The 21,738-nt window shown below is 71.5% G+C and carries 20 protein-coding genes and 4 pseudogenes; 16 read left to right on the top strand and 8 right to left on the bottom strand.

Annotated features, from left to right (window positions below; translation table 11 throughout):
• Window positions 1-20: 20 nt before the first annotated feature.
• A complete protein-coding gene (locus ACIPYQ_RS29295) occupies window positions 21-1,208 on the top strand; it encodes an MFS transporter (RefSeq protein WP_401256748.1) in 1,188 nt (395 codons plus the stop codon).
• 338 nt (window positions 1,209-1,546) lie between these two features.
• Here the strand turns inward: ACIPYQ_RS29295 and ACIPYQ_RS29290 are convergent.
• Window positions 1,547-1,636: pseudogene (locus tag ACIPYQ_RS29290) on the bottom strand (glycosyltransferase family 2 protein); the annotation flags it as partial.
• A 53-nt stretch (window positions 1,637-1,689) separates the two neighbouring features.
• On the opposite strand from ACIPYQ_RS29290, the gene ACIPYQ_RS29285 reads away from it, so the two are divergent.
• From ACIPYQ_RS29285 to ACIPYQ_RS29260, 6 genes and pseudogenes are all read left to right on the top strand, one after another.
• Window positions 1,690-1,893, top strand: coding sequence for a GDP-mannose 4,6-dehydratase (locus ACIPYQ_RS29285; protein WP_401256746.1), 204 nt, complete (start codon window positions 1,690-1,692; stop codon window positions 1,891-1,893).
• Window positions 1,894-2,052: 159 nt separating this feature from the next.
• Window positions 2,053-2,481, top strand: a complete 429-nt coding sequence (locus ACIPYQ_RS29280) for a hypothetical protein (protein ID WP_401256744.1) — start codon at window positions 2,053-2,055, stop codon at window positions 2,479-2,481.
• A gap of 229 nt (window positions 2,482-2,710) precedes the next feature.
• The gene (locus ACIPYQ_RS29275; RefSeq protein ID WP_401256742.1) at window positions 2,711-3,283 is read left to right on the top strand and encodes a hypothetical protein; all 573 of its coding nucleotides are present in this window, start codon (window positions 2,711-2,713) and stop codon (window positions 3,281-3,283) included.
• Between the two features lie 251 nt (window positions 3,284-3,534).
• Window positions 3,535-4,848 carry a competence protein CoiA family protein gene (locus ACIPYQ_RS29270; RefSeq protein WP_401256741.1) on the top strand — a complete coding sequence of 438 codons (1,314 nt, stop codon included), beginning with the start codon at window positions 3,535-3,537 and terminating at the stop codon, window positions 4,846-4,848.
• Window positions 4,849-5,393: 545 nt separating this feature from the next.
• Window positions 5,394-6,494 (top strand): S8 family serine peptidase, encoded by a 1,101-nt coding sequence (locus tag ACIPYQ_RS29265; RefSeq protein ID WP_401256739.1) that lies wholly within the window; start codon window positions 5,394-5,396, stop codon window positions 6,492-6,494.
• A 249-nt stretch (window positions 6,495-6,743) separates the two neighbouring features.
• Window positions 6,744-7,136: pseudogene (locus tag ACIPYQ_RS29260) on the top strand (transposase family protein); the annotation flags it as partial.
• A gap of 291 nt (window positions 7,137-7,427) precedes the next feature.
• On the opposite strand, the gene ACIPYQ_RS29255 reads toward ACIPYQ_RS29260, so the two are convergent.
• Window positions 7,428-8,075 (bottom strand): hypothetical protein, encoded by a 648-nt coding sequence (locus ACIPYQ_RS29255; RefSeq protein ID WP_401256737.1) that lies wholly within the window; start codon window positions 8,073-8,075, stop codon window positions 7,428-7,430.
• Between the two features lie 359 nt (window positions 8,076-8,434).
• On the opposite strand from ACIPYQ_RS29255, the gene ACIPYQ_RS29250 reads away from it, so the two are divergent.
• The gene (locus tag ACIPYQ_RS29250) at window positions 8,435-9,703 is read left to right on the top strand and encodes a hypothetical protein (protein ID WP_401256735.1); all 1,269 of its coding nucleotides are present in this window, start codon (window positions 8,435-8,437) and stop codon (window positions 9,701-9,703) included.
• A 411-nt stretch (window positions 9,704-10,114) separates the two neighbouring features.
• Here ACIPYQ_RS29250 and ACIPYQ_RS29245 read toward each other — a convergent pair whose 3' ends face one another.
• The 3 genes from ACIPYQ_RS29245 to ACIPYQ_RS29235 all read right to left on the bottom strand — a co-directional run bounded on the left by ACIPYQ_RS29245 (window position 10,115) and on the right by ACIPYQ_RS29235 (window position 11,393).
• Complete coding sequence (locus tag ACIPYQ_RS29245; protein WP_401256734.1) at window positions 10,115-10,606, bottom strand: hypothetical protein; 492 nt, start codon at window positions 10,604-10,606, stop codon at window positions 10,115-10,117.
• Between the two features lie 130 nt (window positions 10,607-10,736).
• Window positions 10,737-11,111, bottom strand: a complete 375-nt coding sequence (locus tag ACIPYQ_RS29240; RefSeq protein ID WP_401256732.1) for a hypothetical protein — start codon at window positions 11,109-11,111, stop codon at window positions 10,737-10,739.
• A gap of 15 nt (window positions 11,112-11,126) precedes the next feature.
• The gene (locus ACIPYQ_RS29235; RefSeq protein WP_401256728.1) at window positions 11,127-11,393 is read right to left on the bottom strand and encodes a hypothetical protein; all 267 of its coding nucleotides are present in this window, start codon (window positions 11,391-11,393) and stop codon (window positions 11,127-11,129) included.
• A gap of 272 nt (window positions 11,394-11,665) precedes the next feature.
• Here ACIPYQ_RS29235 and ACIPYQ_RS29230 point away from each other — a divergent pair, with 272 nt between their 5' ends.
• Window positions 11,666-11,815, top strand: a complete 150-nt coding sequence (locus ACIPYQ_RS29230) for a hypothetical protein (RefSeq protein ID WP_401256726.1) — start codon at window positions 11,666-11,668, stop codon at window positions 11,813-11,815.
• Complete coding sequence (locus ACIPYQ_RS29225) at window positions 11,812-12,435, top strand: DUF6262 family protein (protein ID WP_401256724.1); 624 nt, start codon at window positions 11,812-11,814, stop codon at window positions 12,433-12,435. The genes ACIPYQ_RS29230 and ACIPYQ_RS29225 overlap by 4 nt, the downstream gene beginning before the upstream one ends.
• Window positions 12,436-12,566: 131 nt before the next feature.
• Here the strand turns inward: ACIPYQ_RS29225 and ACIPYQ_RS29220 are convergent, their stop codons facing one another.
• On the bottom strand, window positions 12,567-13,385 hold the full coding sequence (locus tag ACIPYQ_RS29220) for a hypothetical protein (RefSeq protein WP_401256722.1): 819 nt from the start codon (window positions 13,383-13,385) through the stop codon (window positions 12,567-12,569).
• A gap of 238 nt (window positions 13,386-13,623) precedes the next feature.
• On the opposite strand from ACIPYQ_RS29220, the pseudogene ACIPYQ_RS29215 reads away from it, so the two are divergent.
• A pseudogene (locus ACIPYQ_RS29215) lies at window positions 13,624-14,226 on the top strand (Ku protein); the annotation flags it as partial.
• A 325-nt stretch (window positions 14,227-14,551) separates the two neighbouring features.
• Here ACIPYQ_RS29215 and ACIPYQ_RS29210 read toward each other — a convergent pair.
• A complete protein-coding gene (locus tag ACIPYQ_RS29210; RefSeq protein WP_401256721.1) occupies window positions 14,552-15,703 on the bottom strand; it encodes an agmatine/peptidylarginine deiminase in 1,152 nt (383 codons plus the stop codon).
• A gap of 181 nt (window positions 15,704-15,884) precedes the next feature.
• Window positions 15,885-16,484: a TetR/AcrR family transcriptional regulator gene (locus ACIPYQ_RS29205; protein ID WP_401256720.1), complete on the bottom strand. Its 600-nt coding sequence runs from the start codon at window positions 16,482-16,484 to the stop codon at window positions 15,885-15,887.
• A 111-nt stretch (window positions 16,485-16,595) separates the two neighbouring features.
• On the opposite strand from ACIPYQ_RS29205, the gene ACIPYQ_RS29200 reads away from it, so the two are divergent.
• The 5 genes and pseudogenes from ACIPYQ_RS29200 to ACIPYQ_RS29180 all read left to right on the top strand — a co-directional run.
• Entirely contained in the window at window positions 16,596-18,305 is a 1,710-nt protein-coding gene (locus tag ACIPYQ_RS29200) for a serine/threonine-protein kinase (protein WP_401256718.1), read from the top strand.
• Between the two features lie 124 nt (window positions 18,306-18,429).
• Entirely contained in the window at window positions 18,430-19,596 is a 1,167-nt protein-coding gene (locus tag ACIPYQ_RS29195) for an agmatine deiminase family protein (protein WP_401256716.1), read from the top strand.
• Window positions 19,597-19,670: 74 nt separating this feature from the next.
• The gene (locus ACIPYQ_RS29190; protein WP_361770110.1) at window positions 19,671-20,252 is read left to right on the top strand and encodes a helix-turn-helix domain-containing protein; all 582 of its coding nucleotides are present in this window, start codon (window positions 19,671-19,673) and stop codon (window positions 20,250-20,252) included.
• A gap of 450 nt (window positions 20,253-20,702) precedes the next feature.
• On the top strand, window positions 20,703-21,407 hold the full coding sequence (gene ureA, locus ACIPYQ_RS29185) for an urease subunit gamma (RefSeq protein ID WP_401256714.1): 705 nt from the start codon (window positions 20,703-20,705) through the stop codon (window positions 21,405-21,407).
• A pseudogene (locus ACIPYQ_RS29180) lies at window positions 21,404-21,738 on the top strand (urease subunit alpha); the annotation flags it as partial. The gene ureA and the pseudogene ACIPYQ_RS29180, both read left to right, overlap by 4 nt.

The raw sequence follows: 21,738 nt of genomic DNA, 5'->3' as shown, positions 1-21,738 counted from the left end.
GAGACTTTAGCGTCTGCGGCATGAAGGTGAACAAGGGTTTCGCGACGCTCGCCGCATTGTGCGCAAGCGTCTTCGTCGTGGGTACCTCGGAGTACCTGATCGCCGGGTTGCTGCCCCAGGTCGGCGAGGATCTGGACGTCTCCGTGGGAACCGCCGGACAAGCAGTGACCGCATACGCGCTCGGGGTCGTGGTCGGAGGGCCGCTCATGGCCCTGCTGACCTCGCGTCTGCCGCGCAAGGGCCTTGCCATCGGGCTGATGCTGCTGTTCGCGGCGGGCAGCGCGATCAGCGCCGTGGCGCCGTCGTTCGGCCTGCTCCTGGTGGGCCGCGTGGTGTCCTCGCTGAGTCACGCCGCCTTCCTGGCCCTGGCGCTGGTGACGGCGACTCGGGTGGTCCCGGCTGAGAAGACGGGCTCGGCCATTGCCACCGTGGCCTCCGGCTTCACCGTGGCCACGCTCCTCGGAGTGCCCCTGGGTGCACTGCTCGGGCAGGGCGCCGGATGGCGGGCTCCATTCGCCGCGCTGACCGTTCTGTCCCTGGTGGGCACCGTGCTCCTGGCCGCCGTACTGCCCCGGCAGGAAGCACCGTCCACGCGACTGCGTGACGAGATACGCGTGGTGACGCGTCGGCCGGTCATGCTCGCCATCGCCACCACCGCGGTGGGCTTCTCCGGGGTCGCCACAGTGTTCACCTACATCGCCCCGCTGCTGAGCCGGGTCTCCGGCTTCTCCGCCGCGGCGGTCTCCGGTCTGCTGCTCGCCTACGGCGCGGGTAGTTTCCTTGGCAACCTCACCGCCGGAAAGCTGACCGACAAGTCGATGAGCGCCACCGTACGCGGGGTCTTCGGCGGGTTGGCGGGGACGCTCCTGCTCGTCCCGTTCGCCGTGGTGTGGCAGCCCACCGCCGTGGCAGCAGTCCTGGTACTCGGTCTGTTCGCCACCGCGACCATCGCCCCGTTGCAGGGACTGATCCTGCACCACGCGGGTGCCGCGCCGAGCCTGGCGGTCTCCGTCAACGTGGGCGCCTTCAACCTCGGTGCAGCAGCCGGCTCGGTCATCGGCGGCGCGATCGTCGCCGCCGGTGCTTTGCGGTGGACCGGCCTGGCGGGCGCGGTACTGAGCCTGATCGGCCTGGCCCTGACCTATCTCGTCCTTCCCCGGACCCGGACGTCGGCGAAGGACGCCGCACGCGAAGCTTCGGTCACCTGATTCCCTGTCCACTCGCCTCGCATAGGAGGTCGCCATGTACCCGATCCCAATCGCTCGTCACGGCGGGCCTCAACCAAACTGGATCTCCACATCGTGGCGATCACCCGCCCCACCTGGACGGAAAGCACAGAACCGCACCCCAGCCTGATCCCGTTCTGCTACATGACGGGTTGCGGCAGCTAAATACGAGAACACGGCCGACAAGGCCCGCCCTGCGGACAACCTCAGTGCCTTGGCACGCCCTTGGCTGGTCTCGAGTCTGCTGATCTTGGAGGTGGACGGCCGCCCCGGCGCTCAGGGCGTCAGATCACAGGGGGGCGGCCCAGTCGGGTCATCCGTCATACCGTCCGCCACCGCATGGGCCGCCTCGGCGGGCACGGCACCCGTACCCCCTCGAAGAAGCCGCCCCACCAGGCGGCCAGGCCGGACAGCGGGGCCGCTGCGCGAGCGCGCCGACGTGGCCGCCTGCACCCGCAACCCCGTGGCTGCGATCCAGACCAACGTCACCGGCACGCAGGTCCTCCTGGACGCGGTCCGCCGCTGCAACGCCCGCGTACGCCGGTTCGTGTTCGTCTCCTCGGCGGCCGTCTACGGCAACGGCGACCCCAAGCGCCACGACGTGCAGAGGTGGAACGAAGACCTGGCCCTGGCCCCCCTGTCGGTGTACGCGAACACGAAGGCGTGAGGCGAGCCCCAGACCGTCAAGGAGGGCTCGCACTTCTGGGTGGTCGCCTGGATGGCGATGCGCGCGAAGCTCGGCCTGCCGCTGCACCTGAACGGCGGCGGTCGGCAGGTCCGCGACTTCGTCCACGTCTAAGACATCGCCGAGGCCACCATCCGCGCCATGCTCGCCCCCGGCGCCGACCGGCAGACCCTCAACATCGGCACCGGCCAGGCCACGTCCATCGCCGACGTGGCTCAGCTCATCCGCAACCACTACCTCGACGCCGAGTTCCAGGACCGGCCGCTTCCCGAGGGCGACCCGCTCGGCGGGACGGCCGACACGGCCCGCATGACCGCAGCCCTGGAGTGGGAGCCCCCGGATCATGGTGGCCGAGGGCATGGCCCGCTACGTCGCCTGGCTCGACAACACCCCCCGCGCCCTGCCCGACTTCCTTCCTGGAGCGCGTCCCACGCCGCCGGCGGGATCGGCTTCTTCGCCCGGCCGCCTCCCTTGACCTTCTCCAGCAGCAGTACCCGGTGCCCCTTGTCGTACCCGAGGTCCTCCACACGGGCGTTGAGCAGGGTGTCGATGCGCAGGCAGCAGGTGTAGAGCACCAGGAGCATCGAGTACGGCTTGCCGGTCCGGGCCATCTCTCCCCGCCGGCCGCCCTTGACCCGCACCCACTGAGGCGTGGTCTCCAGTCAGAGCCGGAATCCGTCGGCCAGGGTGAACTTCACGGCCATCGGGTGGGCGCCGTGCTCCCGGGCGAACTCCTCGAACACCTTGCACCCGCGGGCGTACGGGCTGGCAGACGTCCGCCATCGCGGTCGCGATCGGCGTGGGGGACGGCGGGGCGTTCGCGTGGGCGGAGAGCTGGGGGCCGCGGCACCCGGACGGGTACCTGCACGAATGGACGCAGGAGGGCCGGGAGCTGTGCGGCCGGTTCCCCGACACGAAGTACGCGGAGCGCTCCGCGCTGATCGACGCCGAGCAGGCCGCCCAGGAGAACGCGTTGGTGGCTGCGCTCGCCGACCGCGGCGGGCTGACCCGCGAGGAAGCCGCCGTACGGCTGGAGCAGGGCGGGGCGGAGTACCGGGAGCTCCTCGGCGTCGGGCAGGCCACGATCTGCCGCGCGCTGCACAGCGCCCGCCGTGCGCTTCCGGAGGGGCTGGAGCGGACCGTGGTCCGGCACGCCATCGACGACCTGATGTACCGGCACCTGCTGCCCGCCGACGCGGAGCGGATCGCCGGGGCGCAGCTCGACACCGAGATCGAGACGACCCGCTCCCCGGACACGACTGCGTGGTGCCGGCGGGCTGTCGCCGAGTACGTTGCCCCGGTCGCGGATCCCGTCGCGGCCGGGGTCGAGGGGTTCCGCCCACAGGACCAGCCGCAGCGGGCCGACGCCTGACGCCGTCAACCTAGAGCCCCGCGTAGCCGCGAGGTCCGGGGCGGATCGGCCGAACCCGGTACCCGGCTTTCGGGGAGGATCGGTGCGGGTTCTGGCGGTGGCGGCGGCGCGCTCGGGGGCGAAGTCGCGGGCCTTCGCCGTTGCCGTGGTTCCGACACGGGGGTGGGCATCGATGCGCGAGGTGGATTCCGGCGCAACCATGGCCCTGTCACGCGGTCGTGGGGACGGCCGCCCAGGGGAAGGGGTAGCCCATGGTGTTCGTCGGGATCCACGCCGAGTGGGGGCGTGTCGACGTCACGTTGCCGGACCTCGGATGCGGCCAGGACCGGACCGCGATTCACCGGCCGAAGGACGGGCCGGCCCCGCTGGTCTGCCGTGATCCGGCGTGCGGGTGGGCGCTACACCTGGTGCACGTCACCCACGGCGGCCGGGATCTCTGGTACTTGCGGCACGCGGACGGCGCCCCGCATTGCCCGACGGCCGGGGAGTCGATGGCGCATCACCTGTTGAAGCTGGACCTGGCCCTGGCCGTCCGGGACGCCGGCGGGAAGGCCGAGCTGGAGGCGTTCGCGTCGGACGGGTCCTGGCGGGCGGACGTCCTGGCGACGATGCCGGACGGCCGCCTGGTGGCGCTGGAGGCGCAGGTGTCCGCCATCACGGTGGAGGACATCGAGCAGCGCACCGCCCGGTACTCGGCGGCCGGGGTGGAGGTCTGTTGGTTCACGGACCGGAAGACCGTGCCGTGGCTCGGCGCCGTGCCGGCGGTCCGACTGGCCCGGGCCGAGGACGGCGGCCCGCTCCTGGTCGTCGCCGGGGCGGCCCGGTTCGTACGGGAGTGGTGTGTCCAGCGGCCACTGTGCGAACGCGTCCAGGGGGCGCTCCCGTGCGGTGGACACGGTCGGTGGGTGGACGTCGCCGAGCTGGCGCTGGAGCAGTTCGTGGCGGCCCTGGTCGCGAACACCGTGCGCCCGTACCGGCTTCGGGTCGGGGAACCGGTGCTCCGGTGGATCGCCCGGCGGTACTTCGAGTGGGAGGCCGAGCAGCTGGCGGCGTCCGAGGCGCATCGGCGGGCGGCCGAGCGGGCCGCGGCCGCCGAGCGGCGGCGGGAGCAGGACCAGGCCGACCACATGGCGCGTATTCGGGAGCTGGAGGCCCGCCAGGCCGGCCTTCGCGGCCCGGTCCGAGCGTGGGTGTGCCAGGAGACCGGGGATCCTGTCGCCGCCGTCCGTACGGGGAGGGACACGGAACCCGCGTTCGCCATGGGGTTGCCGGTGACGGTGCGCGGTGAGCTGTACGGGGTGATCTGCCCGGTGGCCAGCCGTCTGCCTGCGCTGCGGCGGGAGCTGGAGGGGCTGGTGTTCTTCGCCGCGACGGAGCGGGAGGCGGCCCGTGTCTCAGGGCAGGCCGCGCCGGGGCAACGGGTCGTCGTCCTGGAGACCGAGGCCTGCGAGGTCCCCGAGCAGCGCGCTGGCGGCGGGGTCACCGTGACGCCGGTAGGCCGGGGCCCGGGCCACATCAGCGTTCGGGACATGGTCCGGGTCATGACGGGTGTTGACAGGGTGTGAGCGCCTAGCCGCTTTCGAGGACCTGAGTACACGTACTCATGCGGTAGTGGGGCCCTGGCCGCAGGCTGTGATCATGGACCAGCGTGATTGGAAACCGGCGGGCCACCGTCGCGGTATGGAGCGTGCGGCCATGGCCTCCTCGCAGCGGCCGCCGCGTTCCTCGCTGCGGGCGCGATCGCCTGCACCACCGTGTACGTGGTCTACGCCCTCACCTGAGGCAGTACGGGCAACCCTCGCCGTCTCGCCGGCGAGTTCGACGTGAATGAAGACAGACCCACCACCGCGTAGCGCACCAGCATCCCCACCCTTCCGAGCCCGCGGGGCGCACATCGTCACCGCCGAGCGGCGCACGTCAGCGGAAGCCGGTTCGGCGGATCCTGGCTGGTGCGGAAGTGGCGGGGCAGTGTGATGAAGTGGGTCCGCGCAAGATCGCAGCGCATGGAGACAAAGGGGCGAAAGTGCAGGGCAAGATACGTCGACACGGGTCGTGGCGGAGGGCGGCGGGCGTCACCGTCGCAGCGCTGACGGTGAGCGCAGGATCCGTGATGCCTGCGGCAGCCGACACGGACCCGCCGGACTACCTCACGCTCATGAAAGCCCAGGAGATGTGGAAGGTCGCAGACGGCAGCGGCATCACCGTGGCCGTCGTCGACAGCGGCTTCAAGGAAGTCCCTGGCGTGCGGAGCGAGTCCGTCCTTCCAGGCGTTTCGGTCATGTCACCGCCGATCAAGGAGCCGGACAAGAAGTACCCGTCGCACGACGATGTCGACGGGCACGGGACCACCATGACCGCGGCCATCGTCGGCGACGGCTCAGGAGGCGCCCCCAAGGGTCTGGCTCCCGGCGCCAAGGTCATGCCCGTCCGCACCAGCCTCGGCACGCCCATGGCCTTTGCTGCAGGCGCCGAGGGCGCCCAGGGGATCCGGTACGCGGCCGACAACGGGGCCAAGATCATCAACTTGAGCTGGGGCGACTACTACGCCTTCGAGAAGCTCAAGCCGGCTGTCCAGTACGCCCAGAGCAAGGGGGTACTCGTCTTCGCCGCCATGGGAAATGAGGGCGCAGGCAACAACGCGACCAACTTGATCACCAACGTTCCGGGAGTCATCGGCGTAGGAGCCATTGACGAGACCGGCGAGCCGTTGGATCTCTCCTCCCACGGGCCGAACACGGACCTGGCCGGGTACGGCAGCAAGGCCCGGATCCGCTGCAAGGAGAACAGCGGCTGGTGCGTGGCTGTCGGAGGCACCTCGTACGCCACTGCTCTGGCCTCCGCCTCCGCCGCGCTCGTGTGGTCGGCTCACCCCGACTGGACCGCCAATCAAGTCGCCCGCGTCCTCATCGAGACCGCCGGCGGCCCCGTCGACGGCGCCAAGCGCAACGACTGGGTCGGCTACGGGGCGGCCCGCCCGAGCTGGGTACTGCTGAAGAAGGCAGGCAACCCGGGGGCACCTGACGTCGATCCCCTGGCCCCGGCCCCCACGAACACCCCCACCCCCGCCCCAAGCCAGACAGCTGCTGCTGCGCCAGCGGAAGCTGCGGCTGCGGAAGCGGGCCTGCCCTGGCAGTGGCTGGCACTCGGCGCCATCGCCGCTGCGGGCCTCGGCCTCGCCGCCACGCTGATCGTCAAGCGCCGCCGCAGCTGACGGAGCATCATGCAGCCCTTGCCGCTGAGAGCGATCATGAACCGGCCGGCACGAGCGTGCTGATCCTCGCGGCGGGCCTTGCACTGGGCAGGGAAGGCCGGGGCGCCCTTGCGCCGTCAAGGGGCCGGCAGCCGGCGAGAAGCTGGCGGTGCACGCCGGTGGAGGCGGTGACGCGCAGGGGGCCGAGGGCTCGGGGCGGCGCCGGCTAAAGGGTGTTGCAGAAGGTTCGGTTCTGGGCATTTTGCCTGTATGGGTGGGGTGTTGAGGGCTGAGCTGTTGTGGGTGGAGACGTTCACGGGCTTGCGGATGGATCGGTTCGCGAAGCTGGTGAAGGTGGTGCGGGAGCGGGGCGGCAATGGCCCCGGTGGTGGGCGTCCGTGGTGCCTGCCGCTGGCGGACCGCGTGCTGCTGGTGGCCGTGTGCTACCGCACCAACCTCACGATGCGGCAGCTCGCGCCGCTGTTCGGGATCTCCCCGGCGACGGTCTGCCGGGTCATCCAGCGCCTGCGTCCGCTGCTGGCGCTGGAGCCGGCCCCGCGGCCGGTCGCCGATGTGGACCGGTTGTGGATCGTGGACGGCACCCTCATCCCCGTCCGTGACCGCACCGTCGGTGCCTCGTCGAGGAACTACCGGTTCTCGGCGTGCCGTCTGCCGCCCAGCGACGGAACCCGCCCAGGACGTCCTCCAGTTCCTCGCCGTCCCAGCGCAGGGACATGGGTTCGGAGGCCGCTTCGAACATCCGCATGATCATGACTCTACGGTCATGGCCAAGGGCCCGGCTCCCCCGAAGGGGGCCGGGCCCTGTGGCGTGGGGAGGACCGGTCAGCGGACGAAGGTGCTAGCCTGTCCAGCCAGTTCCAGGAAGTACTGCGGTGCCAGGCCCAGTACCAGGGTGACCGCGACGCCCACCGCGATGGTGGTTGAACGTCAAGCTCAGCGTCCGTACCAGCCTGCGGCTCCCGATTCCTCCGATGGCTCGAACGCCTGGTGAAGAGCCACGAGGCCGGTGATCAGGCGGGAGTCCCAGCCAGGAACGAGTACCTGGAAGTCGTCAGCCTCCATACCGCGGAAGACGAGGTGGGCCCGGCCTGAGTCGTCGCGCCATGTGATGCGCCGGGGTGAGCCGAACCCGCCGTCACCCTCGCCCAGGATAGAAAAGACCAGGCACAGCAGGCTGACGGGAAGGCCGAAGGGCCACCACAACGCCCACCACACGAGACGGCCTCGGTAGCCGCGGAGCACGGGACCCGCCGACGGCTCCACAGTCCACAGCATCCGGCCAAAGCCAAGCCAACGGCGGCGCCGCAGTGTGATCCGCCCAAGCGGCACACCGAGCGGGTCCTCGACACGGTAGACGGCGGGGCGCCCGCTCAGGCGCGACCCCAGGGCCTGCTCGGTGAAGACGCGGGCGGCCGGCACCTGGCCGTCCGGAACGATGTGGAAGGCTCGAACGGAGCGGCGTCGGTCCAGCGTGGGGGCGTTGACATCACGGTAGAGCCGGACCGCTCCGGACACCTGCTCGTCCTGACCGCTCATGACGACCACCGGCGGGGACACCTTGGTCATCACTTCGTACGTCACTCGCCCCTGGCTCACGCTCTGCCCCTCCGTGCATGTTCAGTTCAAGTTCGATGATCTCATCGTGGAGCGTGCGGGAGGCACGGAGGCGACGGCAAGCTAGGGGGCCGCCCGCCGCAAGGGCACCCTCACCCACGACCAGATCAGCCGGCTGGAGGCCATCGGCATGCACTGGGAGCCGGGCCCGGAGGCCACGTAGTGCGTCCCCGCCCGCCGGGCCGCCTGGCCGTTCCGCGCCGCCCTTCCCGGGTGCGTGGCTCAGCTCTGCGTTGAGGCCTCAACCGGGGGTCGGGCAGAGCGTATTCTCCGACGTGATCTTTCCCGTCTGCCCGATCCCGAGTGAGGTACCTGTGCGTGCTCCTGTGCGGCCGTTAGCGTTCGCCCTGTCCCTGACCGTCGCTCTGCTCGCCGGATGCGGTCCGGCAGCCGACGACGGAAAGCAGAACAGCAGCACGCCCCCGGCGGCCGCCACCCCCTCGGCGCCGGCGAAGCGGACCCTGACGCCGCACGATCCCCCGCAGTGGTTCGACGCGCGCGGGAAGACGCCACTGCCGGAGGCGGCCACCAAGGGCCGGACCAACCTGGCAGGGCAGGTCCGCGGCGGCGGTGAGGACCTGCCGGTGCTCCTCCACGAGGACCGGGCCTTCGTCGTCTCCCCCACCGGCGTCCAGGTCATCGACCTTGCCGACGGCCGGACCGTGGGAGAGGAGACCGCCCGCGGCGACGTACTGGCACAGGACACCGACGGGTTCATCCTGCCGCCGGTCCTGGCCGGCAGCGAAGTGCTGGTGCCCTTCCTGCTGACGATGCCCGCCTCCGGCACCCACACCGCGGGCGCGATGGTCGAGCTCGTCGCGGTCAGCACGGCGCCCCCGTACAAGGCCGCCTGGCGGACGACCGTCAAACTGCCCGATTGGGCGCTTCAGTCCTCCGGCAAGGTGCAGGCCGCGGCCGTCGGCGCGGAGGACGGCACGGCCGTCGTCACCGTGACGGGCGGCGACAATGCCGTGTCGTACGGCATCGACACCGCCTCCCACGCCCTGCGCTGGACGCAGCCCGGGCTCGAGGCCGTCCAGACTGGCGCGGGCACGGCGGTGGGCCTGCTCCACGTAGAACCCCTCACCTCCGTACCGCTCGGGGTCGATCTCGCCACCGGCACCGAGAAGTGGCGCGGGGCCAAGACGTACGCCGCGATCATGAACGGTGCCGGGCCCGGCACGGTCCGGGTCGCTGGCCCGCAGGTCGGCGACAAGGGCGACCAGCTCCTGGATGTGACCAGCGGGAAGGCCCGCGCCACCATGCCGCCGGGGATGCGCGCGATGAGCTGCACCTTCGACCGCGGCCAGACGCTGGTGTGCACGCACGGTTTCGCGGTCGTGGCCGTGGACGCGGCCACCGGCAAGCCGCTGTGGGCCCTCAAGGACGGTGACCAGGGCCGCAAGGCCCCGACCGTGACTGCGGTGTGGCACGGGCGGGTCTACGGCCGCGGCGTGGGCGGACCCGTCGTTCTCGACGCGCGGACGGGTACGGACATGCCGACCAAGCCCGAAGCCGCGCCGCTCCTCGTCAACTCCTTCGCCGGGCTCGTGCTCGACGACAATCGCCTGTTCAGCTACCCGGCCGGCGGCTAAACTGTCCCTCCCGCTGCAGTATTCGAGCCTGATGCGGAACCGAGCCCCATCAAGCCCAGCCTGTTGGGTGCCAGGCCAGCGACGGAAGCGCCAACCCGTCTGTAGCGCCGTGTGATGTACGCGCGCCGGGTCCAGCATGGTTCGTACTGCGTGGCGACTTCCTCAACCACTACGGCCATCAGCAAGCGCGGTGCCGGAGGCGACATCGCGGACCAGACAGCCGAGTCACGGGTGGGCCTCGTGACCGAACCCGAGATCACGGCACACGACCGGCTCCAACCGTAGGGCGCGGTGAGCGAGAGGGCCGCCAGCGGAAGCCCGCGGCCGCCCTGCCGGGCGGCCGTCCAGGGCGATGGGGCGCGCGGCTGGACTGCCGGCGCCCGGGCCTGTCGCGCGGCCCGGGCCGGGCTGTCAGCTGCTGGCGTTCGTGCAGATGGCGAAGTCCTCGACCCCGAGCTGGTTTCCCGAGGAGTTCTCCACGGCGACCTGCCAAGACGTCCCGTCAGCGGAAGGGCCGGATGAGCGCAGATCCAGATCCCGTGGGTCTTCGCTGGTCACCGTTGCTCCTCTGCCAAGAACGTGCTTCCCCGCTGGGCATTCGATGTCGATGAACCTGTTGAAGTCGGTCCCGGATTCGGACCCGCCGCTGACCACCTGGTAGCCGGTGATGCCGTTCCCGGTGTTCGTGGCGGTGGCGGACTGGCTGCAGTTGACGGTCTGGGTGCCGGTGAACGTGTTGTTCGCGCCTGCCTGCCCAGTCGGGTAGCAGACCAAGGTGACCGAGGGCAGGTTGAGGAGCGACAGCAGCGAGCCGTCGTCCGCAGCGTGAGATCCGCCCGCCCCAAGCAGCATCGCGGCCATGGCGGCGCTGCCGATCGTTGCCAGTCTTGTCCTGATCTTCATTCGCGTACCTGTCATTCGGCTGCGTCCACGCAGACGGCGTAGGCATTGGCTTCTACAGCGGTGCCCGTCGGGTTGAAGCCACCCACGATCCCTCCGTCCCCGGTGTCTGACGGGCGGTTGAAGATGAGGATCAGGTCTGCGCTTCCGTGTTCGAACCCCCACCTGTAACCACCTTTCCAGCCGGGCATTGCACCACTTCTGCGCTGACGGTGTTCGGTTCCATGGTCACGGGATCTACCTCGATCACCTGCCCGGTAACCCCGCCATTCGTGGGAGTCGGCGGGTTGGCAATGTCCTGGGACGTGCTCTGGCTGCAGCTGATGCTCTGCGTGCCGTTGACGGTGTTACCGACCCCAGCCTGGCCGGACGGGAGGCAGGCCGCTCCGATCGCGGGATTGTTGAGGGCCGAGAGGAGATCGTCGTCGGCGGCGGCTACGCCGCCGGAGAGGACGAACGCCACAGCCGCCGCCGTGCACACGGTGGCAAGTGCCTTGGTGAGCTTCATTCGGACTGTCCTTGTCTACTTAAGAAGGCTGGCGAGGCCGACGCCACTCGCGGGCGCCGGTGACAGGCCGGACGCAAGGCCGGAGATCTGACGCTTCGCATCGCGGACTGTCGGCGCGAGGAAGCCGAGCGACAGCAGGTTGTCGACTCCGAGGGGGCCCGCCACGGAGCCGGTGCCGCCGCTCGGGCGCTCAGCGGCCTGGGCGGTGGGCATGGAGACGAGTCCGATGAGGACCGCGAGAGCAGCCCCCGTGGCGATGCGGGCAGCGATGTGGTGAGCCATGAACGCCGTATCGCTGCCAGTTGCCGCGGAGTCACTGAACAAGGGGCCGGTCGGGGGTGCTATTCCCCCAGGTGGCCTCTGCCACGGTCGCAAAGGAGTACCTCCGGGGGCGGCCATCCCCGTGACACGGCCAGTCACGCCCGCGGTGAGCGGCTCGGCGGCGGGCTCGGGCCGGCGGCCTGAGCCGCGATCTGCGTGGCAGGGGTGATCAGGCCCTGCGCAGGGAAGGTGCCCCAGTAGGACGGCACCGCAGGTCAAGGTGGTGATCAACGATGGCCAGACCGGTATGGACCGGGGTCCTCTCCTTCGGGCTCGTCTCGCTACCGGTCGCCGTGGTCCGCCGCGGCCGAACCGTCACGATGCTCGGCCTGCCGAAGGTCCGCCAGCCCCTGCCCGACGTCCGGCCCTGGAGGAGCGGATGATTCCCGCGCTGCGCGCCGGCCGCCAAGCCGGAACCGACCGCAGGCGCCAGCGCGTCGCTACCGCGATCAAGGACACGGTGAAGAACGGCACCCCGGTCAGCGTCTCCGGCATTGCCCGGCAAGCGGGGGTGGACCGCGGCTTCCTCTACCGGCACCGCGACCTGCTCGCCCTCGTTCACGCCGCCGAGCACACCCCGGCCGACCACGATCCCGCCGCGGCGCCCGGCAGCCGGGTCTCGCTACAGGCCGACCTCGCCAACGCGCTGGCCCGCAGTACCCGCCAGTCCGCCCGCATCCAGCAACTGGAGAAGCGGCTGTCGCAGGCCCTGGGCACCCATGCCTGGCAGGCATCCGGCCTCGGCGCCCCCGCCGACATCGAGGAACTGCAGCGCACGATCACCCGACTGGAAGAGCGGACCGTCGAGCTGGCCTCGACCCTGGACGAGCGCACAGCCGAACTCCGCGCCGCCCGCAAAACCAACCGAGAGCTGACCAGAGCTCTGAACCAGGCAACCCCACGACCGACCTCAGCCGGGCGTGCCTGGGCTGCAGGCCCAGCGGCCCTGCCGGAGAGGATCAACGAGATTCGGACGGACGCGAGTGTCGACAACGGGAAATGATCACTCCGAGATCGGGAAACGATCTTCATTGGGTCAGCCAGTCCTGGGCCCTCCCTTTCGGAACTTGTCGGATCGGCACGCGCGTTGGGCGCCCGGCAAGATCCGAAGGAGAGCCCATCGGCGACGTCCCGTCAGGAGCGGCCGAACCAGCGGCGCTTGGCCCGGGGCGGGGGCGCGGCGCCATTCGCCGGGGCCGCCGACGGGTCGTCGTACTCGCGGGAGATCACCTGGACCTGGCCCGACTCGACGTCGTGGCGCACCGTGTCCAGGCCCTGGCGGTCCAGTTGGGCGATGGTGTCGGCGTGGGTGGTGGTGTTCAGGGCGAGCATCCCGACCTTCGGGTGCATCGGGCCGAGCTTCACCTCCTCGCCGAGCAGGATCTGCATCAGGCGGTCGGCGGAGGCCGAGGGCAGGTCCTCGTCCACGGCGACGTGCAGCATCAGGTGTTCCTCGCCGCTGGCCCGCCACCGGACCTGCGCCACCCACACCGAGCGGACGGCGGGGAATTCGCGGACCCGCCGAACCAGTGCGTCGCGCAGGGCGACCGCCACTGGGTCGGTGGACCAGTCGAGCTTCATTTCCGCCCCGGGCCCGTAGGTCGCCCAGTCCCGCAGCACCTGCTCAGGAAAGATCGCCTGCCCGTTTCCGGAGCGGACCCCGAGCACGGCGACGCCGGTCTTCTCCAGGATGTCCTTCAGCCGCGCCGCGTCACAGTGCACCATCCCGGCGGCCGTCGGCAGCAGTTGCGCGCCGAGCGCCGCGTCGGTGAAGCCGAGCAGCGTGGGTGGCTGCTCGTCGTCGGGGAGGAACATCACCGATCCGGTGTCGGTGACGGGAACGAACACCCCGCCCTCGAACAGCGCGGCGAGCACCGTGTCCGGCGCGGGCTCGTGCCCGTCCGCACGGCGGTCGAGAAGATCGGCGAGACGTACGTTCGAATGATCGATCACGCGTGCAGCGTAGTGCCCAGACGGCTGCCGCCGGCCCCGCCCTATAGGCATCCGACCACCGTTCCGCGCGGGCCTCCCGGGCTACGAGGGGCCCACGCATTGAAGCGTTGGCAGTCACCTGATCCAGCGATAGCGCCACACCTGTCGCACAGGCCAGGGTGATCGACACCTGCGCTGAGCTGCACAAAGTCGTCCCGACGCGCCTCGCGCCACACTTCTCCCCAAGAGAACCAAGGTCTACTGCCTGCTGGGGCAGGCGCTGGAGGAGTCCAACCGGGCCGGGATCGCGACCTTCGTGATGCGCGGCCGCGAGTACCTGGTCGCCCTGAAGGCGGAGAAGGGCCTGCTGGCCGTGCACACGCTGCACTGGTCGGACGAGATCCGCGACCCCCACCATGAGATCCCCGACCTGCCCAAGACCGGGCAGGCGAGCGCGGGCGAGCTGAAGATGGCCCACCAGCTGATCGCCGCCCTCGCCATCGACTGGCAGCCGGAGGACTACCGCGACGTCTATCAGGAGAAGGTCGCCGCCCTCATCGAGGCCAAGCAGGCCGGCGAGAGCGTTGAGAAGGCCGAACCCGCCCCGAAGGCCACCGGCGCCGTGGACCTCATGGGGGCCTGCGCGCCTCCGTCGAGTGGGCCCGCAGCCCCAAGGACACCGGGGAGAAGGCCAGCACCGCCACGGCCGGTACGAAGACCACCGGGAGGAAGCCGCCGCCAAGAAGCGCACCGGCTCTTCCGGAACCTCCCGTCCCCGGTCGCTCCGGTCGCTGACCAAGGCCGAGCTGTACGAGAAGGCCACCAAGGCCGGCATCCACGGCCGATCCGGCATGAGCCATGACCGCCGAGGTAGCGGGGCTCGACCGGAGGCGTCGGGCGCAGCAGGAGGGGGCCCTTGTCGGCCAGGCCGGGATGCTCGGCGGCGAGCCACCGGCCGAAGGCATGCCCGGACCACCTCGTCTCGCCTCCGGTGCCGGCGGGTTCGATGGGGGCGATCATGCCGGTCGTGATGCGTGACCACGCGGCCTCCGACAGGCGGAACACATCCCTCAGCTCCGCCGCGGTGAGCTTCTCCAACTCGCCCCTCCTCCATGCCCCCTTGGAGCTCTCCATCATGGGGGGTCTGACAACGCCCACCGCGGGCCGCCGTTCTCTTCGGCCGCTGCTCAGGCGGCGGGCTTTCCGGGCTGGTCGTGGGTCGAGCAGTGGATGCCGCCGCCGCCCGAGGCGATCGTGTCGATCGCGACCGGCACGACGTCCCGCTTGGGGAAGTGCTCCTGCAGGATCCCGCGGGCCTTGTCGTCGGCCTTGCGGTCGCCGAACTTGGGCATGAAGACGGCGTCGTTGGCGATGTAGAAGTTGGCGTAGGTCGACACGAAGTCGTCGCCCTCGCCCGTGATCCGGTTCAGGTCGGGCTGCGGCAGGTCGATGACCTCGAAGCGCCGCCCGCGTGCGTCCGTAGCCTTCGACAGGACGGACTTGGCCTGGTCGGCGGAGCGTGACCAGGAGTCCGCCGGGGTGCTGGGGTGCGCGCGGTCCAGCAGGACCACACCGGGCGCGGTGAAGCGCACCAGGCTGTCCACGTGGGCGTCCGTGATGTCCTCACCGCGTACGCCGGCCAGCCACACCACCTTCTCGACGCCCAGGGTCTGCTTGAGCTCGGCCTCGATGGTGTCCCGGTTCTTGCCCCGGTTGCGGTTGTCGTTGACGATCGAGCTCTCGGTGATCAGCAGGGTGCCCTCGCCGTCGGGCTCGAAGGAACCGCCCTCGGCGACGAGCGGGGCCTGGACCCGGGGGATCCCGTACTTCTGGAGCAGGGCGCGGCCGACCACCCCGTCGTTCTTGTGCTCCTGCTTGTTGCCCCAGCCGTTGAAGTTGAAGTCGACGCCGACGACCTTGCCGCCCTCCTCGACGAAGACGGGAACGGTGTCGCGGGCCCACAGGTCGTCCACGGCGAGCGGGATCACCTCGACCTGCGATCCGCAGGCCCGCTGGGCGGCGTCCGCCTGATCGGGCCGGGCCATCATGACGACCGCCTCGTACTCCCCGACGGCCCGCGCGATCCGCGCGATGTCCTCGCGCACGTAGGGCAGGTCTCCCTCCCAGACCGACGACAGGGCCGGCCAGGACATGAAGGTGCGGGTGTGGCTCTCCCACTCGGCGCCGAGACGGCGCTTGCCGCCCGCCGGGGCGGGCTGGGAGGAGCCGGCGGGGGCTCCGCTCGCCGAGGGGCCACAGGCCGACGCGCCCGCGACGATGGCGCCGATTCCGGCGAGGGTGCGAAGGACGGTCCGCCGGGTGGGGGGCAGGAAGGACACGGGGAACTCCGATCGTGGACTGGCGGACGGGGTGCATCCGGCCAGGGCGGGCGCGAAAGTGGCGTAGGACGACAAACCGGGCCCTACGGACAAGGGTGCGCGCACCGCGCCGCGAACGGCCGCTCTGCACGGTGAGTGATGCGGCCTCGTGTCGTCACTGTCCCACTGACTGTAAATTCAGTCAATTCATGGACGCTGCGGAACCCAGTCGGCCTATTTCCACTCCGATCGCCTCGCTCAGCAGGCCGCGGGCGTGTCCGAGGGGGAGCAGGCCGCTGAGCCAGCGGACGCTCAGCCCCTCCAGCAGGGCGGTCAGCCGCTCCGCGGCGGCCGTGACGGCACCTGCCGGCGCGGCCGGACACAGCTCGGCGAGGTGGCCGGCGACCTCGGCCACCCAGGCCGCCCCCGCGGCGGCGAGTTCGTCCCGGAGCTCCGGGTCGAAGACCGAGTGGGCCCGCAGTTCTCCCCAGGCCGTGCTGTTCTCGCGCACCTCGGGCAGGTCCTGGAACTCCAGCAGCAGGGTCTGCTCCAGGAGCTGCCGGGGGTCGGACGGGCGGGTCGCGGCCTGGCCGTCCTCCGTGGCGGTGTAGCGGTCCGCCCGGTCCCCGATGAACGCCAGGGCGTGCCGCAGGATGCCGGGCCGGTCCTTGAAGTGGTAGTAGATCAGGGCGGTGGACACGCCGGCCTCGGCCGCCAGGTCCGCCACCCGCAGGCCCCGGACGCCTTGGCGCGCGATGACCCGCGCGGCGCCCGTGAGGATTGCTCGTCTGCGGTCGGTCACTGTGTGATCCCTCCTGGCCGTGTGCGTCTCGCATTGTCACACATTGACTGAAACTTTAGTTAGCGGCACGATGCGCGCAGGTCATTGCCGCAACGTTGAAAGAGCCACCGCATGCCCGAGCAGCCCCCCGGCGTACCACCCACCCCCACGGCGCTGTCCGCCGACGACCCCTACGAGATCGGCGGCTACCGGCTCCACGCCCGTCTCGGCGCCGGCGGAATGGGGGTGGTCTACCTGGCGTACACGCCCGGGGGCCGCCCCATCGCGCTGAAGGCCGTCCGCCGGGAGTTCGCCGCGGATCCCGAGTTCCGCGAGCGGTTCGCCCAGGAGGTGGCCAGCGCCCGCCGGATCCACGGCCTGTTCACGGCCCAGGTGGTCGACTCAGGGGTCGACGACCGCACCCCGTGGCTCGCCACGGCCTACGTCCCCGGCCCGTCGCTGCACGAGGTGGTGCGACGGCACGGACCGCTGCCCGTGCGCACGGTCCTGCTTCTCGTCGCGGCCATCGCCGAGGCGCTCCAGGCCATCCACCGGGCGGGTGTCGTCCACCGCGACCTCAAGCCGGCCAACGTGCTGGTCGCCGGGGACGGGCCGCGAGTGATCGACTTCGGGATCGCGCGCGCGGCCGACGCGGCCGCGCTCACCGGCACGGGCCTGCGCATCGGCACCGCCGCCTTCATGGCACCCGAGCAGGCGCTGGGCGTCCAGGCGACGGCGGCCACCGACGTCTTCGCCCTCGGAACCCTGGCCGCCTACGTGGCGGGAGGGGCTCCGCCCTTCGGGAACGGGCCGGAGTCCAGCGCCCTGTACCGGGTGGTCCACGAACAGCCCGACCTCACCCGCGTACCCCGTGACCTGCACGACCTGATCTCGTGGTGTCTGGCCAAGCGCCCCGAGGACCGCCCCACGACCGTCGATCTGATCGCGTCCGTGCACGCGCACCCCGAGGTGGGCCCCCGGCCGGAGTTCACCGACGGCTGGCTGCCCCGCCCGGTCCGGGACGAGGTCGCGGGCCCGGGCGCGGGCGCGGCCGTCGGCACCGGCCCGGCGGCCCCCGCCGCCCCCGCCGCCCCAGTGCCTCCGGGTGTCGACTCCTTCGCGCCGACCGCCGCAGCCGCCAACCCTGCGGCTCCCGCGGCCCCGCCGGCGCCCGGCACCCCGATGCCGACCCCCACACGGGCCGCCCCACCCGCACCCGCACCCGTCGCTGTGTCGGCGCCGGTCCCTGCGTCGGGGGCGCGCCGCCGTGCGGCCCGGGGCGGGCGGCTGTCGGCGGTGGCTCTGGCGGTGGTCGCCACCCTGCTGGCCTGCGGCGGAGCCCTGTACTACTTCGACGACCCGTTGGACGGGGGAGCGGACCTCGATGCGGGCCCCTCCGTCGGACCGACCCCGCCCGTGGACGTCGGGTCGACACCTCCCACCGCCGGCGGATCGACACCGCCCACCGGCCCCGCGTACCTGCCCGGCTACACGAAGTCCCAGCTCACCGCCCCCGACTCCGGCTACGAGTTCGATCTGCGAGCGGGCAAGGTGGTCCCGGCCGAGACGGCCACCTGGTACCTGGCCCGCGACGGTCAGGCCTTCCTGCCGTCCGAGGAGTCGGACGCCTTCGTCGCCGAGGGCACAGCACCGACCCCGGCCGACTGCGTGCAGGGCATCGAATCGCGCCCTGCCGCCGCGCTGCCCTTCAGTGCGCTCGCGAACGCGCGGCCGTTCTGCGTGCGCAGTCCGGACCGGAGCGAGATCGCCATCGTGCGGCTGGTCGCCGCGCCCGCCGACGGCTCGGTCACGATCGCGGTCGACCAGTACCGGCGGGTCTGACGCCCGGGACGGGGCCCGGATGTAGGGCGCACGAGCCCACTCGCCCACTCGAATGACTTGACTGAATTTTCAGTTAACGCAAGGATGCCGAGTCATCCCGCCCGCTCACCCCTCAGGGAGACCCATGGACACGCCCGGCACCACCCGCCGCCGACTGCTCCGGTTCGGAGCGGCGGCCCTGCCGATCGCCGCCCTCGGCCCGGCCCTCCCCGCCGCCGCGCACGCGGCCCCCGCCCCCGACGGAGGTTCCGCAACCCTGCGGATGCCCGAGGAGAGCGAGCGCCACGTCCGTACCTACATGTCCTGGCCCGCGCTCTCCGCGGTGTGGGACGGCAAGCTGGAGGCGGTGCGCGGGGACATCGCCGACGTCGCGTACGAGATATCGCGCTTCGAGCCGGTCGTGATGCTGGCCCGCCCCGGCCAGGCCGCCGATGCCCGCTACCGGTGCGGGCGCGGTGCCCGCCACGCCATCGACGTCATCGAGATCCCCACCGACGACCTGTGGATCCGTGATTTCGGGCCCACCTTCGTCGTGGGCCCGGGAGCCGTCGCCGGAGTGGACACCAACTTCAACGGCTGGGGCAAGACCGGAACCCCGTACGCCCAGCCCTTCGCCAACGACGCGGCGGCCGCGGGCGTCCTCCTCGACGAGTACGGGGTGCGCCGGATCCGCGCGGGATTCGTCGGCGAGGGCGGCTCGCTGGAGACCGACGGCGAGGGAACGCTGCTGGCCACCGTCAGCTCGCTGGTGAACGCCAACCGCAACCCGGGCATGAGCCAGGAGCAGGTGGAGCAGGCCCTGAAATCCGCGCTCGGCATCGACAAGGTCATCTGGGTCCCGGGCCTGGCCGGCCAGGACATCACCGACTGCCACATCGACTGCCTGGCCCGGTTCACCGCCCCGGGACGCGTCATCCTCGACAAGCCCGGAGCCGGGGCGGACCGCAAGTGGATCGCCGTCTACGAGGAGACCCGGCGGGTCCTGGACAGCGCCACCGACACCCGCGGCCGCCGCCTCGCCGTCACGGAACTCCCCGGCCCCGACCGTCGCCTCATCCGGGGCGGGGGAGCGGAGTTCCTGTCCAGCTACACCAACTACTACACCGTGAACGGCGCCGTCATCGCACCCCGGTTCGGCGACGACCACGCCGACGGCCTGGCCCACGCCGTGCTGCAGGCCTCCTACCCCGGCCGGCAGGTGGTCCAGGTCGGCATCGACAACATCGCGGGCGGAGGCGGTGGCATCCACTGCGCCACCCAGTCGCACCCGGCCGTCCCGCCGGCGTCCTGATGCCCGCCGCGCCCCGAACTGCCGGTGACGGGCCGTGTGCACCTGCCCCGGAAGGCCCCGGTAAGGTGCGGGTCATGGCGTCTCGCAGCACTCAGATCCTCGAAGCGGCCGCACGGGTGATCGCCCGGCGCGGGGTCCGCGGGCTGCGCGTGGAGGAACTCGCGGCCGAGGCCGGGGTCTCCACCGCCCTGATCTACTACCACTTCAAGGACCGTACGGGCGTCCTGCGCCAGACCCTCGAATTCATCAACGACCGCGCCGAGCGCTACACCACCGACCGCGACCCGGACGACCCTCCGCTCACCCCTCGGGAAGAGCTGGAGGAAACCTTGCTGCTGGAGCTCCAGGACACCGTGGAGGTACGGGAGAACAGCTCGGCCTGGGGTGAACTGCGGGCGAGCGCCGTCTTCGACGAGGTGCTGCGCGAGGACCTCGCCAGGGCCACCCTGGTGTGGGTCCAGGAGGTCGCCGCGCTTCTGGGCCAGGTCCAGCCGATGGCGCCCGCCTCGTCGCTCGCCGCCGCCGCCGAACGGCTCACCGCCCTCCTGGAGGGGCTCAGCATGCGCTGGCTCAGCGGTGGCACCAAGATCGGCCACGCGCGGGAACTCATGCGCGGCGCCATCGACGCCGAACTGGCCGGGCTCCGGCAGGGCTGACGTACCCGGCGACGCCCTCGCGAAGGGGGCTGCCGGGCTGACGGACGCCGGTGCTCCGGACGCCGTTCCTTCCTTCCTCCCCTCCTTCCTCCCATGGCCGGAACCTTTCGCCGTCCCATCTATTGACTGAATTTTCAGTCAATGTCAGAGTGAGCCACGAGCCGCCCGACCACCGCAGGGCCCCGCTCCGGCCCGCCCCGCAGGCCCTGAACCGTCACGCGGGCCGCATCCGGCCCTCGTTCTCCGCCGCGCCACCGGCATCCCCTCCCGTGCTCGGTGCACCCGTACACCCGGACACGGATGGCGAGGGCCCGGCTCCGGTGGCCCGCCCCCGCCCCGCCCGCCGCTCGCCTTCCGAGGTTCCGAAGTTCTGAAGGAGTCAAAGATCATGAACGTATCGACAGGCCCGGGCAGCCGCCCCGCTGCCCGGGCGGACGCCCGGCGGACGTCATGCCCCTGACGCCCACCGAACGTGACCGGCTCCTGCTGTTCAGCGCCGCCGAACTGGCCCGGGCGCGCCACGCGCGGGGCCTCCGGCTCAACGTTCCGGAGGCGACCGCGGTGATCGCCGACACGGTGTGCGAGGCGGCGCGCGACGGCCTCCGCCTGGCCGACGCCCTCGCACGCGGCCGTGGCGTCCTCGGCCCGGACGACGTCCTGCCGGGCGTCGTGGACATCGTGACCGAGGTGATGGTCGAGGCGGTGTTCGAGGACGGCACCCGGCTCGCGGCGGTCAGCGAACCCTTCGGCGCGTGCCCGCGCGACGACGGGGCGCCGGGCGCCGTACTGCCCGCCACCGACACCGTCGAGGCCGTCGCGCCGGCGCTGGTCCTCGCGGTGCGCAACACCGCGACGGTCCCGGTCAGCGTGACCTCGCACTTCCACTTCTTCGAGGCCAATCCGCGCCTCGACTTCGACCGCGCCGCGGCCTACGGCATGCGCCTGGCCGTCCCCGCGGGATCGTCCACCCGCTTCGACGCGGGCTCCACCGTCGAGGTGGGCCTCGTCCCCATCGGCGGCGACCGCATCGCGATCGGCTTCGCCGGCCTGGTGGACGGCCCGCTCGACGCTCCCGGCGCGAAGGAAGAAGCCCTCCACAAGGCCGCGGCCTGCGGCTACCTGGGCGCGGCCACCCCAGAAGGAACCCCGTCATGAGCAGACCGACCCGGCACAGCGACCACTGCGCGCCCGGCAGCCGGCACATCGACCCGCACGAGTACGTCGCGGTGCACGGCCCGAGGGCGGGGGACCGGGTACGCCTGGGCGATTCGGGCCTCGTCGTCCGGGTGGAGTCCGACGCGCAGAGGCCCGGTGACGAGTTCCTGGCCGGTTTCGGGAAGACGGCCCGGGACGGCCTGCACCTGAAGGCGGCCGCGGTCCGCGAGACCTGTGACGTGGTGATCAGCAACGTGCTGGTCATCGACGCCGTCCTGGGCATCCGCAAGGTGTCGATCGGCATCCGCGAGGGCCGGATCCACGCGATCGG

It is taken from the genome of Streptomyces sp. NPDC090045, assembly GCF_044747975.1.
Lineage (GTDB): Bacteria > Actinomycetota > Actinomycetes > Streptomycetales > Streptomycetaceae > Streptomyces.
This window is presented reverse-complemented; position numbering and strand designations above follow the sequence as displayed.

Coding starts and splice junctions, on each gene's coding strand:
- ACIPYQ_RS29200 (WP_401256718.1), top strand. CDS start 16,596: ATGCCCGAGCAGCCCCCCGGCGTACCACCCACCCCCACGGCGCTGTCC.
- ACIPYQ_RS29265 (WP_401256739.1), top strand. CDS start 5,394: ATGCCTGCGGCAGCCGACACGGACCCGCCGGACTACCTCACGCTCATG.
- ACIPYQ_RS29235 (WP_401256728.1), bottom strand. CDS start 11,393: ATGGCTCACCACATCGCTGCCCGCATCGCCACGGGGGCTGCTCTCGCG.
- ACIPYQ_RS29195 (WP_401256716.1), top strand. CDS start 18,430: ATGGACACGCCCGGCACCACCCGCCGCCGACTGCTCCGGTTCGGAGCG.
- ACIPYQ_RS29270 (WP_401256741.1), top strand. CDS start 3,535: ATGGTGTTCGTCGGGATCCACGCCGAGTGGGGGCGTGTCGACGTCACG.
- ACIPYQ_RS29280 (WP_401256744.1), top strand. CDS start 2,053: ATGCTCGCCCCCGGCGCCGACCGGCAGACCCTCAACATCGGCACCGGC.
- ACIPYQ_RS29245 (WP_401256734.1), bottom strand. CDS start 10,606: ATGAAGATCAGGACAAGACTGGCAACGATCGGCAGCGCCGCCATGGCC.
- ureA (WP_401256714.1), top strand. CDS start 20,703: ATGCCCCTGACGCCCACCGAACGTGACCGGCTCCTGCTGTTCAGCGCC.
- ACIPYQ_RS29230 (WP_401256726.1), top strand. CDS start 11,666: ATGGCCAGACCGGTATGGACCGGGGTCCTCTCCTTCGGGCTCGTCTCG.
- ACIPYQ_RS29225 (WP_401256724.1), top strand. CDS start 11,812: ATGATTCCCGCGCTGCGCGCCGGCCGCCAAGCCGGAACCGACCGCAGG.
- ACIPYQ_RS29240 (WP_401256732.1), bottom strand. CDS start 11,111: ATGAAGCTCACCAAGGCACTTGCCACCGTGTGCACGGCGGCGGCTGTG.
- ACIPYQ_RS29295 (WP_401256748.1), top strand. CDS start 21: ATGAAGGTGAACAAGGGTTTCGCGACGCTCGCCGCATTGTGCGCAAGC.
- ACIPYQ_RS29190 (WP_361770110.1), top strand. CDS start 19,671: ATGGCGTCTCGCAGCACTCAGATCCTCGAAGCGGCCGCACGGGTGATC.